Origin of the sequence: Brevibacillus brevis NBRC 100599, from assembly GCF_000010165.1 — a bacterium.
In the GTDB taxonomy this organism is placed as follows: domain Bacteria; phylum Bacillota; class Bacilli; order Brevibacillales; family Brevibacillaceae; genus Brevibacillus; species Brevibacillus brevis_D.
Genome location: NC_012491.1, coordinates 5,900,263 through 5,914,341, shown reverse-complemented (window position 1 = coordinate 5,914,341; position 14,079 = coordinate 5,900,263). Strand labels below are relative to the sequence as shown.

Annotated in this window: 13 protein-coding genes; 7 read left to right on the top strand and 6 right to left on the bottom strand. The window is 46.2% G+C overall.

Features of this window, described 5'->3' with window-relative positions; translation table 11 throughout:
* Positions 1 to 196 precede the first annotated feature (196 nt).
* Both BBR47_RS27970 and cls read left to right on the top strand, forming a co-directional pair.
* On the top strand, positions 197 to 1,141 hold the full coding sequence (locus BBR47_RS27970; RefSeq protein ID WP_015893764.1) for an aminopeptidase: 945 nt from the start codon (positions 197 to 199) through the stop codon (positions 1,139 to 1,141).
* Between the two features lie 82 nt (positions 1,142 to 1,223).
* Positions 1,224 to 2,672, top strand: coding sequence for a cardiolipin synthase (cls, locus tag BBR47_RS27965; RefSeq protein ID WP_015893763.1), 1,449 nt, complete (start codon positions 1,224 to 1,226; stop codon positions 2,670 to 2,672).
* Positions 2,673 to 3,089: 417 nt separating this feature from the next.
* Here cls and BBR47_RS27960 read toward each other — a convergent pair whose 3' ends face one another.
* From BBR47_RS27960 to BBR47_RS27940, 5 genes are all read right to left on the bottom strand, one after another.
* The gene (locus BBR47_RS27960; protein WP_041749708.1) at positions 3,090 to 4,064 is read right to left on the bottom strand and encodes an ABC transporter substrate-binding protein; all 975 of its coding nucleotides are present in this window, start codon (positions 4,062 to 4,064) and stop codon (positions 3,090 to 3,092) included.
* 67 nt (positions 4,065 to 4,131) lie between these two features.
* Positions 4,132 to 5,712, bottom strand: coding sequence for a helix-turn-helix domain-containing protein (locus BBR47_RS27955; protein ID WP_231850527.1), 1,581 nt, complete (start codon positions 5,710 to 5,712; stop codon positions 4,132 to 4,134).
* 62 nt (positions 5,713 to 5,774) lie between these two features.
* Positions 5,775 to 6,158 (bottom strand): OsmC family protein, encoded by a 384-nt coding sequence (locus tag BBR47_RS27950; protein ID WP_007720051.1) that lies wholly within the window; start codon positions 6,156 to 6,158, stop codon positions 5,775 to 5,777.
* Positions 6,159 to 6,252: 94 nt separating this feature from the next.
* A complete protein-coding gene (locus BBR47_RS27945; RefSeq protein ID WP_015893760.1) occupies positions 6,253 to 7,890 on the bottom strand; it encodes a M20/M25/M40 family metallo-hydrolase in 1,638 nt (545 codons plus the stop codon).
* Positions 7,891 to 7,948: 58 nt separating this feature from the next.
* A complete protein-coding gene (locus BBR47_RS27940) occupies positions 7,949 to 8,689 on the bottom strand; it encodes an IclR family transcriptional regulator (protein WP_015893759.1) in 741 nt (246 codons plus the stop codon).
* A 280-nt stretch (positions 8,690 to 8,969) separates the two neighbouring features.
* On the opposite strand from BBR47_RS27940, the gene BBR47_RS27935 reads away from it, so the two are divergent.
* The 5 genes from BBR47_RS27935 to BBR47_RS27915 all read left to right on the top strand — a co-directional run bounded on the left by BBR47_RS27935 (position 8,970) and on the right by BBR47_RS27915 (position 13,316).
* Complete coding sequence (locus BBR47_RS27935; RefSeq protein WP_015893758.1) at positions 8,970 to 9,734, top strand: dimethylarginine dimethylaminohydrolase family protein; 765 nt, start codon at positions 8,970 to 8,972, stop codon at positions 9,732 to 9,734.
* 72 nt (positions 9,735 to 9,806) lie between these two features.
* Positions 9,807 to 11,216, top strand: coding sequence for an amino acid permease (locus BBR47_RS27930; RefSeq protein ID WP_015893757.1), 1,410 nt, complete (start codon positions 9,807 to 9,809; stop codon positions 11,214 to 11,216).
* A gap of 357 nt (positions 11,217 to 11,573) precedes the next feature.
* The gene (locus BBR47_RS27925) at positions 11,574 to 12,161 is read left to right on the top strand and encodes a sigma-70 family RNA polymerase sigma factor (protein WP_015893756.1); all 588 of its coding nucleotides are present in this window, start codon (positions 11,574 to 11,576) and stop codon (positions 12,159 to 12,161) included.
* Positions 12,124 to 12,348, top strand: a complete 225-nt coding sequence (locus tag BBR47_RS27920; protein ID WP_015893755.1) for a helix-turn-helix domain-containing protein — start codon at positions 12,124 to 12,126, stop codon at positions 12,346 to 12,348. The genes BBR47_RS27925 and BBR47_RS27920 overlap by 38 nt, the downstream gene beginning before the upstream one ends.
* 401 nt (positions 12,349 to 12,749) lie before the next feature.
* The gene (locus BBR47_RS27915; RefSeq protein WP_041749707.1) at positions 12,750 to 13,316 is read left to right on the top strand and encodes an N-acetylmuramoyl-L-alanine amidase family protein; all 567 of its coding nucleotides are present in this window, start codon (positions 12,750 to 12,752) and stop codon (positions 13,314 to 13,316) included.
* 91 nt (positions 13,317 to 13,407) lie between these two features.
* Here the strand turns inward: BBR47_RS27915 and BBR47_RS27910 are convergent, their stop codons facing one another.
* A complete protein-coding gene (locus BBR47_RS27910) occupies positions 13,408 to 13,938 on the bottom strand; it encodes a hypothetical protein (protein WP_015893753.1) in 531 nt (176 codons plus the stop codon).
* Positions 13,939 to 14,079: the final 141 nt, after the last annotated feature.

The following is a 14,079-nucleotide window of genomic DNA, read 5'->3' as shown; positions in this document are numbered from 1 at the left end:
CGGGTAGAAGACCTCATTGTCTTAAGCGTTTTCATTTGTATTCTAATCATACTAAATTTAACAGCAAAAGCAAGAAGATTCCGATAAACAGGAAAAGGGCAGGACTAACGATCCAATCTAGCGAAGACAGAAGAGTTTGCAAGAAAAAAGTGGATATAATCTAACCATAAGATAGATGAAAAGGAATGATTCTGACATGACGTTGATAGAATCCAGCAAAGCCATTTTGATAAATTGCTTGGCATTACAAGCGAATGAGACCTTTTTAGTGGTGGCTGACGAACGGAAGCGGGACATCGGTGAGGCGATCTGGGAAGCCGGTAAACAGCTCGGGGCAGAAGCGATGCTGATGGTCATGAAGGAGCGGGAAAAGTCCGGTCAAGAGCCTCCTGCGGCTGTTGCAGCGGCGATGAAGAGCGCAGATGTGGTGGTATGTGTGACCCAGCACTCTTTGACGCATACAAAAGCACGAAAAGAAGCAGCAGCAAATGGTACGAGACTGGCTACCATGCCAGCTATTACGGAAGACATGTTTCTTGCGGGAGCGATTTCCGCTGACTATACACAAGTAAAGGCACTCACCGAGCGCGTGACCGAGATGCTGACGCGGGCAAGTACCGTGCGAATTGAAAAAGCGGGTAAGTCACTGACGTTTTCCATCGCAGCTCGCAATGGGGTGCCGAGTACAGGCATGTACGTCAATCCTGGAGAATCGGGCAACTTGCCTTCTGGGGAAGCGTATATCGCTCCACTGGAAGGGACAGCAGAGGGACAAATCCTCGTCGATGGCTCTATCGCGGGTATCGGTAAAATCGATTCGCCCCTGCTGCTGACGGTTCAAAATGGTCGGATCTCAGAGGCAGAAGGAACATCGGCTGAACGCCTCCTGCAAATGCTTGGAGACCAAGACGGGCGGATGCTGGGTGAATTCGGAATCGGAACAAATGATAAGGCGCGTATTACGGGAGTTGTGCTGGAGGACGAGAAGGTGTACGGAACGATTCACGTAGCCTTTGGTAGCAACAACACGTTTGGCGGGACGATTGTCGCGGGGGTACATATCGATCTGGTTGTCAAAGAGCCGGATGTGTATTTGGACGACAAATGTATCATGAAAAACGGAAAACTATTGGCAACATAGGATAAACTAGATGGATAGGAAGGATGAATCCCGATAGCAAATGTTGTAATATGGGAGGAATCCTAGAGCTGGATGTGGTGTGATGGCGTTGTCCGAAAAGATAATTGTGATAGTAACAATAGGTAACCTGATTTTGGGTGCCGTTCTTATTTTCATGGAGAGGCGTAACATTGCGGCAACCTGGGCCTGGTTGATGGTTTTGCTGTTTTTGCCGGGTATTGGGTTTATTGTTTACCTGATTTTTGGACATAAGCTAAGCAAGAAAAAGCTGTATCGGCTCAAGGAAGGGGAGTTTTCCCATTTTCGAGCTGCGGTTGATAGACAAAAGCAGTTGCTTGCCCATGGTGAACTACAAGTGAACGACCCGGAAATGGAGAAACACCGCGACATGATTTTCATGAACGTGGTAAGTGATGGAGCGTATTATACGCAGGATAATACCATTCAGGTTTTTAAAGAAGGTCATAGTCTGTTCGAGCTCATGTTCAAACAGATGGAGGAAGCACGGGAGCATATACATTTGCTCTACTACATTTTGAATGACGATGATTTAGGGAAACAGCTCATTCAACTGTTGACGAAGAAGGCACAGGAGGGTGTCGAGGTTCGATTGCTCTATGATGCGGTAGGTTCCTCTGGTGTCTCCTCCCGATTTTTGCGCCCATTGGTAGAAGCGGGGGGAGAAGTCGCCTCCTTTTTCCCGGCGAAGATTCCATTCCTGAATTTTCGGGTCAACTTCAGGAATCATCGCAAGCTGACGATTATTGATGGCAAGATCGGCTACATTGGAGGCTTCAACATCGGGGATGAATACTTGGGCAAGGATAAGAAGCTGGGGTATTGGCGTGACACCCATTTGCTGATTGAGGGAAGAGCGGTGTACATGCTGCAAGCACGCTTTTTCCTGGACTGGAATTTGTCTGCACCGAAAAGAATGCATGAGTCACTCGCGTATTTTCCAGAGCTTCATGAGGCCGAGGGTACGATTGGCGTTCAGATTGTATCGAGCGGGCCAAACTCGGAAAAAGAGCAAATCAAGCATGCCTTTTTGAAGATGATTTACAAGGCACGGAAGAAGATTTACTTGCAGACGCCTTATTTCGTTCCCGATGAAAGTATGCTGACCGCACTGAAAATGGCGGCAATGTCCGGGGTAGATGTGCGGGTGATGGTTCCGGGAAGGCCAGATCATTTGTTGGTATTCTGGGCAACTCACTCTTATCTCGGCGATTTGTTAAAGAGCGGTGTGCGCTGCTTCCTCTACGAAAAAGGCTTCATGCACGCCAAAGCCATCGTGGTCGATACCCAGTTGTCGTCTGTGGGAACGGCCAATGTCGATATTCGCAGCTTCAAGCTGAATTTCGAGACGAATGCGTTTATGTACGATTCGCAGATGGCAAAGGAGCTGGAGGAACTGTTCGTCTCCGATCTGGCTGATTGCCGGGAAATGACATTGGGAGAGTATGTGAACCGACCACTGCGTTTGCGCTTGCTGGAATCGTTGGCGCGGCTGTTGTCTCCGCTTTTATAATAGCTGGACTGGAAAGCAAGAGAGGACCTGTTAGCCTATGTGAACAAACACGGGCTGGCAGGTCCTTTCCTATTCACGCTTTTGCGGTTCCTAACGTAACTCCCATTGGATGCGGCGGTTATGATCACCCTAAGCTTTAAAAGGTATCGATGAACCAATAAAGCTGGTGAGAAGAAAAAGCACAGAGCTCGTAGACCTTGACAACGCCCACCCAGTCGGAACTTCCAAAAGGGGACCCGCTTGTCGAACACTTCTTCCTTGAGAAACTTCCGCCCGTAGGGTGGCTTTGGCTCGACGGTCCCCTTTTGGAAGTGGAGACGGTCAGTGAATCCCCCCTTGCGGGCGTGTCAGAGTCGAAGAGAACTGTGCTTTTTCTTCTCCACCACTATGTTGACTCAAACCAAATGACCTATCTTATTATTTCTTGGCTCCAGTCAAATCCTGCACAGCTTCATCCAGCTGCTTTTCAATCAGAATGGGGTCGTAGCCAAGCCATCTATCCACATTGACTACGTAAACCTGATTCTTTTTGACAGCGGGCAAGTTCTTCCACAGACTGCTTTGCTCGATTTCTTTCAAATACTGAGCGGCATCCTCTCCCGGGAACAGCATCAGGAAAATATGGTCGGCTGCATATTCCGGTAAAAGCTCCATAGACACGTCTTTTGACCAGAACAGTGGGTCTTTATCGATCTCGCTCTTAATGAGTGGCGGTGGAATCAATTGAAGATCGTTGTACAAAACATGGCCCATATTGCGAGCACCGTACATTTTGATCGTTTTCGCACGGACGTTTAATGCTGCAACGGTCTCGTCCTTCCCGACCTTGGCATGGACCAGCTTACGTGCTTCTTCCACCTTTGCTTTGTACTTCTGCTCCCAAGCCTTTCCTTCTTCCTCGCGACCTAGCGCTTCCGCTACCTTTTGTACATGCCCGTAGACATCATATTGATCGAAGGCGATCGCCACGACAGGCGCAATTTTTGTCAGCTTTTCATATACCTGTTCCTCGATTTCGGTACCGGTGAGGATCAAGTCAGGCTGCAACTCGAGGATTTTTTCCAGATTATAGGCATCATAATCTCCCACGACTTCGATTCCACTAACCAGTGGCTCCATGTCTGGACCTTCCATATGTCCCTTCACTGCACCGATTGGCTTCACCCCAAGGGCAAGCATGGGGCCCAAATATTGCAAGGCTACGACGCGCTGAGCTTTCACAGGAATGGTGGCTTCACCCTTTGTGTGCTTCAGGACACGAGTCTCGCTGCTTTTATTTTCTTGGGCAGGTGCCGTTGGATTGGGGCTGGCTGTCTGGCCGCATGCCGTGAGCAAGAACAAGGAAAGAATCATCAATCCGGGCAACCAAGCTCGTATGCGTAATCGTTTCATTGTATATCCTCCATGAATGAAAATGATTCTCATTAATAGAGTCCATCTTACCTTGAACGCACTCTTTTCATCCATGGAGAATGTTCCGTTTTTCTTTGGATAATTTGGCGGTGTTTGCATGGGTCAAAATTTGGACGGCCTCTTCCAGCTGGATGTCGAGGGAGAGGGGATCATACGAGAACCAAATCGGGTTAAGAATAACCACTTGCCCTTTTTGTACAGCAGGAATTCGTTGCCAGACATCCTGTTTCATCAACTCCAGGAAGTGTGCCCGTGAGAGATCATCATCAAAAATATGAACGAACAGCCAATCTGCTGCGTATTGGCTTAATTGATCCTCGTTGATGGGGGTTGCCCAGAAATTGGGGTTGCGTGTTAACTCTTCTTGAATCATTTTGGGTGGCGTCAGCTTCAAGGATTTGTACAGCACATGCCCGATATTTCTGGCACCGTATGCCAATAGGCTCTGTGGACGCACATTGAGGATCAAGAATGTTTCTTTCTTCTGAATATGAGCATCGATGCATCGCTTCGCCTTCAGAACCTTCTGTTCATGCTGCTTGAGCCACAGGTGTGCCTGGTCTTTCAAGCCAAGCACGTCGGCTAGTATGTTCAAATGACCAAATACATCATGATCCAGCCATGGAAGCGCAAGAGTAGGTGCAACCTTGGAAAAAGCAGCGCTATCTCCCGTCGATTCGGTCAAAATAAACGTCGGCTGCAATGATTTGATCAAGTCTGGTGTGTTTTCGGGCAGGCTGACAATCTCATCTGCCTCTTTCATCCGTAATTGCTCGCGTAAATAAGTGACCTGCTCTTCCGGAGCCCCAATCGGTCTGATTCCAAGTGCCAATAAATATTCGGCATAGTGGAAGGTGACGGGTGCCATTTGCTTCTGATTCATGCGGACAAAGACAGTCGGGGACACGCCGACCTGCTGCTTAAAGCGTCTGCTGAAGTAAAACTCATCGGCATACCCGACCAGACGTGCTACCTCGCGCAATCGCTTATTCGATTCTCGCAGAAGTGTCTTTGCATGCTCCATCCGACAGCTCGTCAAATATTCGATTGGGCTTTTTCCAACCTTTTTCTTGAAGACCTCGGTGTAATACCGCGGGGTAAGGCCAGCTCGATTTGCCAAATCATCTAAGGTGATTGGCTCCGCATAATTCGTATGCATATAAGAAATCGTCTGATCGACAACGCTTGACGTTTCTACGGTAGCCTGCCGTTCTGCATGGCTCCAAATCAGGTGCAGCAATTGTTGAAAGCGAATTTGATTTTGAAAAGCTTCCAACGGATCATTGGCTTGTCGATGGGCATACAGCGTGAGGGCAAGCTCCGTACTGTTATCTACCTGGTGAAATACACACGAGCTGTGGTCGAGATGCCAGGAAAGACTCGGGCTGTAGTCGTTGCTGACCTGATCTTGCTGTTGCAGAGCGTCAAAATAAAATACGAGGAAACGGAGTGGATCATCCGTATCAGCGCTTATTTGTCTCGCAGATTCTCGCGAAAGAACCAGCGCACTTCCATCAAGTAGAGCGGCTTGATCCGACTCGCTCAGCATCCGACCCGATCCTTTTGTCACGATGAGCACAGCATGGGTTGATTCGCCGGAAAACGTCCATGCTTCTGTCGGTGACAAGGTGACCTGCTGTATGTCTTGAAGTAGAAACAAAGGAGTGGGCGGTAGCACGTTTTTTCCTATCATGATACCAATTCGAAGGACTCGGTTACGACGATGCTTCCCTTGACAGATTGGACCATCGGGCAGTTTTTGCTCGCGGCTTCAATGGCTTTTTGTACTTTTTCTTCTTTCATATTTTCACCCGTAATGATGAAGTGGAGGTGAATCTTCTCAACGCGATTTGCCTCTGCCTCATTCCGCTGAACATCTGCTGTTACTTTCATATCCGTGCACGGCATTCTCATCTTGTCCAACACTTTTCGCAGAACACCGCCACTGCAAACAGCGATGGAAGAGACCAAGAGCTGATAGGGGCGAAATCCATACTGTTCATCACCCGATACGTGCAGCTCACCGTAGGACAGTTGAGTGACAAAGCCATTTTCTTTCGCTTGAAATTCCATGGGTAACCCTCCCTTGAAATGGTTTTTCTTCATTATAAGGAAAAAGGAACCCGTGCGACAGTCATCTATCGGTACGGGAACCTTTTCTCTTTTGCTATTCCTTTACGGCTTTCCCATTTTGCAAGAGAGACTGGATGCAACGAGGGAGCATGTCTTTTAACGTATCGAATGCATAGTCGATGTCCAGACGCTCAGTCCATTGATGGGCGTCACGTCCGACTGGACCGAGGTTCATGACAGGTACATCAAAAGCTTCGAGCTCCTGAAGCGGAATGGAGTAGCCGTTGTCCCACAAAGGCATGTTCGCTACCAATGGCTTCATGGATGCTGCCGGATATTGGAGTCCGACGTAGCTTAAGTCAGAGATACCGCCAAAGTAGTTTTGTTTGACCAAATTGACCTGGTGCTGATCTCTCGCGTATGTTTTCATCTCTTCCATCGTTTGTTGGATCAAAGGGTGATTGCGCGAGCTGACTGCCGGGTAAAACGGTGGAGCGAAGAACAAAATCATCATCGGCGACAGTTCTTTGCACAGAATCGCTAATTGATCCACCAGCTCAATCGTGGTGTCGCGGTCGTCCTTGTCGCCGCGGTTGGCGATCACATCTGCTTCCAGCTGGCGTAGCTTTTCTTCCCCGTACGTTTTCTTCGCATAGGCATACAGTTCTTCGTAAGTCATGACGGAAATGGACAGATCACGCGGGCTAAACGGCGCAAAGTTGGCAAACTGGCTCGCGTGCTTGAGGTAGTTTTCCTTCATGCGCTCTGCAACATTTCTTGCCGATTCCAGCAGCGGCTCTACGACATCCTCCATCTGCTTTTCCAGCAGGAACAGGTTGAATAGCGTCACGGCACGGTGCGGAATTTGCACGGAGTACTCTTTTTTCAGATCCTTTTGAATCAGGTTCGTCGGCGGAGGAGATGCTTCCCCCTCAACGACCTCGCAAAAGGATGTGTTCAGCTCGAGCTCACATGTCAGTTGAGAGGCCATGTAATTGCCGTTTAACCCAGCAAAAGGCTCGCCGACATGTGTTTCTTTGCCGTAGCAGAGGAAGCCTGGCAGCACTTTTCCGATGGAGCCTGTGTACAAGTACGTATTCGTATCCCCTGGATAGCGGGTAAACATCGGCTCGGAGTTGAGCACGGTGGTGTAGCTCAGGTGGAACTCCTCGGCGATTTTCAACAGCGCGGGGACTGCTGCCCGCATCCCGACAGAATTCACCTCTTCGTCAGGGACTGTCAGAAGCAAAATGTTGCCGTCGAACTCCCCAGCAATCGCTTGCTCAATCATCGACATGTGCAGTGTCAGTCCGCACTTCATATCCATGGTGCCACGGCCAAACAGCCAGTTGCCGGTGCGAATATCCTGTTGAACGTCTGCTGGCATATCCGCTTGGTTTTGCTGGAACAGAGGAGTGAGGGTCTTCGGATCAAAAGCATGCTTCATCCAGGCACCGTAATCCTCGACGTCGACGACATCAAAATGGCTGACGAGAATGACGGTGTCCCGTACGCCTTCTTTTTTGACCAAAGCAGTGACAAAATGGCGCCCGTCTTCAGTCGGATTCGCACGTACATGATCGGGATTGGCTTGATAATAAGGCAGGGTACGCAGCTGATCGACGACGTAGCCAGGCAAGTCCTTCTCGGCAGATGATCCTGTAATGCTTGGGATGCTTACCAAATTGCACAAGAGATCAACGAGCTGCTCTTTTGTTTGCCATTTTTGCATAAAAAACGCCTCCGTTTTCCGTATAGTGAAAACTGTTTCCGGTTAGTGGGCAAAAAAATTAAGGTAAGGCACCGATTTTGTGGGAAATTTCTTTGGCGCTTTGTTGGGCTTGTTCAATGAGTGAGGACAAGAGCTGCTCGTTGATCCGGTAGCTCGGCACGCCAATACTCAAAGCGCCTACGACCTTTTGGTTGACACCGAAGATAGGAGCAGCAATGGATGCGGTGCCTTCGGTTTTCTCACCGTAGCTGACTGCATAGCCATTATGTCTGATTTCTGGCAGTCGTTCTAACAGCTCGCGACGTTTTTCTGCATCCGGGATTAAACCGGTCACGATTTGCTCTGCTTCGTTCGGATTCATGCTGGCGAGAATCGTTTTGTTTGCCGCACCGATATGAAGCGGAATACGCTCGCCCAGATTATCCATGCTTCTGACAGACATAGGACCTTCCACTCGTTCGAGTACGATGGCATGAGAGCCCTGTGGAATGTTCAGATAGACTGTTTCCCGTACATCTGCTGCCAATCGCTCCATGACAGTTCGTGCGACAGCGCGCATATCCATTTTGTCGAGAATGCGCAGCCCGATTTCCATCCACGTATAGCCGACCTTGTACTGCTTACTCTCGGGAAGCTGGAGGATGAGGCCATGCTTGATGAGGCTACTAATTAAACGGTGTACCGTACTCAGCGGCAGGTCCGTTTGTTCAGCAATTTCCGAGATGGACCAATGCTGCTTGTTTGGATCTGATACCAGGACGGAGATGATGCTCATCGCCCGGTCTATCGATTGTACCAACGTGGGTTACCTCCTGGCTTTGTTGCATAGTGACCGTTCGTTGAAAGTCACGCCAGCTTAATATGACCTCAATCTATCAGAATTTTTCAACCGAATCAATATCATTTAAACTAGATAAAAATCCGTTGACAAAAAATTTGAAACTATTTTACATTAAGAGTGTAATTTTGTATTGCAGAAGTGATTCCACAATGCGGAATATTTCTGGGTGATTGCTCAGAGGAGAATGAATACTGTTAGACAAAAGCAAGATTCAAAAACAGAAGGGAGATCTATCATCATGAAATTTTCACGTGCGATTGTAAGAAAACCGGGAAAGAGTTATGTAAATGGTTTGACGACTTCTGATTTGGGTACACCTGATTTTGAACTTGCTCTTAAACAGCATGCCGCTTATGTAGAAGCGCTGAAACAGGCAGGTCTGGATGTAACCGTTCTGGAAGCGGACGAGCGTTTCCCAGATTCTACGTTTGTGGAAGATACAGCTGTTCTCACGGAAAAGTGCGCCGTCATCACCAATCCTGGTGCAGAAAGCCGCAATGGTGAAATTGAGGATATGAAATTGGTGCTTCCTCGTTTTTATGACACGATTGAGTATATTCAAGCCCCAGGCTTCCTCGATGGTGGAGACGTCATGCAGGTAGACAACCATTTCTATGTGGGTCTGTCTACACGCACCAATGAAGAAGGAGCCATCCAGTTCCGCGAGATTCTCTCCAAATACGGATATGAGGTCACCATTGTACCATTGAAAGAGTTTTTCCACCTGAAAACCGGAATCGCTTACCTTGGCAATGACTTGCTGGTTCTGGCTGGGGAGTTCATTGATTCTGAAGTATTTAGCAAGTACAAGCATCTGGTCGTGGAAAAAGAAGTCGAGTACTCTGCGAACTGCATCCATATCAACGACTATGTCATTATTCCAAAAGGCTTTGAGAGCACGAAAAAGCAAATCACTGACGCTGGCTACCATGTGATTGAGCTGGATATGTCTGAATTCCAGAAACAAGACGGAGGATTGAGCTGCCTGTCCCTGCGTTTCTAGCGCAGGCAGTTCTCTCTTCGTTTATAGACTCCTGATAGACCTCTTAAAAAGCAGGTGAAAGAGAGGAATCATATGAACACTGGGAATGAAAGAGACACACAGCTACAACGTTCCATGAAAAGTCGCCACTTGTTTATGCTGTCGTTAGGTGGTGTCATCGGGACAGGCCTCTTCCTCAACGCTGGCTTCACGATTAATCAGGCTGGACCTGGCGGAGCGCTCGTTGCCTATATCGTCGGCGGGATTTTGCTGTATCTGGTCATGACGTGCCTGGGTGAGCTTTCTGTAAAAATGCCAGTAACAGGCTCTTTCCAAGCCTACGCCAGCAAGTATATTGGTCCGGCGAGCGGATTTACACTGGGATGGATGTATTGGCTAGGGTCAGCTACAACGGCAGGGGTAGAGTTCACTGCCGCGGGCATGGTCATGCAACGGTGGTTCCCGGATACACCGATCTGGATTTGGTGCGCGCTCTTTATCGTTCTGCTCTTTGCCTTCAATGCGCTGACGACAAAGGGGTTTGCGGAAACGGAGTACTGGTTTGCCGGAATTAAAGTATTGGCTGTACTTATGTTTATTATTGTCGGACTAGGTGCCATATTCGGTATTGTCAGTATGGAAGGAAGACCCGCTCCGTTTCTCTCCAACTTCTCGGCAGATGGGGGACTATTCCCGTTTGGCATCGCGATCGTCTTTGTGACGATGATGAACGTCGTATTCTCTTATCAAGGCTCTGAATTGATCGGAATTGCAGCCGGGGAAGCAGAAGACCCGCAAAAGACCATTCCGCGGGCGATCCGCAACATTGTGTTTCGCATTCTCGTGTTCTATGTGGCGTCGGTCACGATCTTGTCCGCCCTCTTTCCCTCAAGCGAGCTGGGGCTCTTGGAAAGTCCGTTTGTGACGGTATTTGATGCAGTGGGGATTCCTTTTGCAGCGGATATCATGAACTTCGTCATCTTGACGGCTCTGTTGTCTGTCGGCAACTCATGCTTGTACGCAGCCACGCGTTTGTTGTGGTCCCTTTCCCATAGCAACATGGCCCATCCTGTTTTTGGAAAGCTGACCAAGCGTAAAGTGCCTTTGAACGCACTCTTGGCGACGCTGGCGTTTTCACTTCTGTCCCTGTTAACCAGCGTGGCTGCAGCGGATACGGTATACGTGCTGCTCATGTCTGTATCTGGTATTGCGGTCACTTTCACGTGGATGGGGATTGCTCTCTCTCAATTTAATTTCCGCCGTCAATACTTGCGTGAGGGTGGAAAAATAGAAGATTTGCAGTTCGTAGCACCGTTTTACCCGGTGATGCCGCTCCTGTGTCTGGCTCTTTGTACATTCATTCTTATCTTCCCGGCGTTTGACCCGACACAGCGAATTGGACTCTTCTACGGAATTGGTGCGTTGGTGCTGTTCTATACCTTCTATTATGTGCGCTATGGACGCAAAGGGGCGCATAAACCGAATTTCCCAACGCAAGGCTAAATTGTCCTGCTTGGTAGTAAAATGCCCCTGCTATGAATGATGTGGCCGTTGACAAAATGGGTTAGGGATTGTTGTCCCTAACCCATTTTGTATTCTTAGCGTATGTGAACTGGCAGGTATCTTATGCTGGCAGGACTTTAATCATTCGTTTTATATTTTGAGCCAACGCAGAAAAGAGGCAGTGTTCGATTGTAAAGCACGAGTGTCCAAAATTACATACATTTACAAAAGTTTACACTACAGGAATATTAAATGGGAAAAATAGGCTTTTTGGTAAAATAGATAGAGTGGTTCGGGACGTGCTGTGTAATATGGCGCGTCTATTTTTTTTGCCTGAAATACGAACGTATAATCCTAATGGTGAGGAGAGATTTAGATATCAAACTTACAGACGTAGCTAATCAGAGGTTGCTGGATGCATTTCTAGCTCAAGAAGATAATCAACAGCTATATGAACGAGTGTTTAATTCGCCGCACGATACGCAGAGGAACGATGAATTGGATAGTAGATTTCAGGAATTTTACGGTGAAGTCCGATTTACTAAGTTTATCTCCTCGCTCATCCGTTTTACAGCTATCGAGTTGGCTGTACGTAACCAAAAGACTAGCAACGTATGCCAGCCTACTGACGAAATTGAAAGGGTGATAGACAGTCTTGTTAGTGACCCTGATAAAAGTGAGCGGGAGGACAATTCTGAGTGGGAAGATGTATTATCTGACAAAAGAATTTTGGATGCTGTTCAAGCACTCACAGAAAACGAACAGGAGATACTTACACTTCTCTATTTGAGGAATCTCAAAGAGGCGGAAGCTGCAAGTCTGTTAGGCGTTAGTCAGCAAGCTGTATCTAAAACAAAGAAACGAGCGCTACTGAAGCTCAGAAAACAGCTAGAGGGAGGCGGAATACATGAGCCTGTTAACGCTAGTAAAGCGAGCGCAAAATAATGATGAGAGTGCAATGGTAGAGATCATTGAAAGATTTGAGCCAAAGATTCGAAAGTCGTTGAGATTCACGGATATATCTGTACGTGAAGACATACATCAAGAGATAGTCTTCCGAATGATTAAAGCTGTCAAATCTTATAGACTGGCGAATGAGAGTAACAGGTTGATTGATCGGGAACCATTATGATTCTAAAAAATAAAAAAAGAGGGAATGTGTATACGGCACGGCAAAATAAAAGTGCAGAGTTTGGCAACTATTTTTGATACAATGGCAATTCATTAGGTTTTACATGGAAGGCGGGCATGATAAGCTCGGTACCCTTGCGAAACCTTAATATACCGCCTTTTTGCAAGAAATCATGCCCGTAGAGGCTCCGTGTAAAACCTCGCATAATTATGAAAATTATCTACATATCTGTGAATGTCGTTCATTGCCAAACTCTGCACTTTCCGTTTGCCAAATACAACGGGATGTATTTTTTTATATGTAATTTTCCTAAGGTTGTATTTTTAATCAGATTTTTCACTTTATATATTGAAAGGAAATTCTGGCCAGAATACCTTACCAAATTAAAAGGTGGAATCACAATGAAAGAATTGAAAGGTAAAAAGATTGTTATTGACCCAGGACATGGCGGCATCCATCCAGGTAAGACATATGAAGGTCGACAAGAAAAAGATGTTACTTTGAAGATGAGTAAAATCCTTGAGGAACTGCTTGAAGCAGAAGGTGCAAAAGTCTATCTGACGCGTACTCGTGATGAGGATTTTGGTGGTACGGATGCGGATGATGATATCATGAAGCGAGTAAAATACATTAATAAGAAATACAAAGGTAAGGGTATTGACGTATTGGTTAGTATTCATGTAAATACTGAACGGGCTTTCAATCGAATTGGTGCATTTTATCAAGAGGGTGCAAAAGCCTCCAAAACATTAGCGAAAAATATTGCTGTAAATATGGGTAAGAATAGTTTTGAAGATGATTTAGCAATCCTACGTGAAACAACAGTAGCTGGTGCAAAATCGCTAATCGAAATTGCTCAAATCGACGAAGAGTGGCTAGATGATTCCGACAGATTGAAAGACGTTGCGAATGAAATTGCAATGGGACTTAATGATTATTTTCATGACTTGCGACTTGGACGAGTGTAACCTCAATTATTGAAGAAAAATAGCAGATAAAAAATGTTGAGCAGTAATAAACTGCTCAACATTTTTATTAAAATCGGGACTCGTAGAGAGACTATTTTTTTTGCGTGAACTCCTTAGTATAGTTGGTTAGTCTTTCAATATATGCATCCATTTTGCCGAAATCTTTTATATACAGCTCCGCTTTACCATCTCCAGGGTAGCCCTTTTTATAATAAGTAGAAGTAATGCTATTATTCAGTTCTTGTATTAGATCCGTAATTTCAATTAACTCCTTTGTTTTAATATTATCAACTGAGGTGTAGATTTTTGCAGGATGTGAAAATATTTCATTAAACTTATAGAATATTGTTTTCAATTCATCACGACCTAAAGCAGTGTCAATAGTTGATGAGTGATGCCTTATTGTTTTTAGTATTATATTAACATCACTAATAATTTCTGCATTTTGTTTTTCTGAATTAATCGTTTCCTTTAGTTCATCATAAGAGTTTGAAAGAAGAAATAAATTAGATCCAGAAATAATTTCAAGCCGTTGCTCAAGCTCTTTGTTTTCTATTTGAAGATAAATCGCATAGATACTAATCAATAAAGCCAAACCAAGTATATTCCACTTTTTTACCATGTAATTACACTTCCTCCATTTTGTGCATTTTTCGCCTTTCAATAATTATAACGGATTATTCATTCTAAAGGTTACACAAATGTAATTAACTAAAAAGAGTACATTTAATATGGAAACTTTTTCTTGAGGGATTAAAGTATG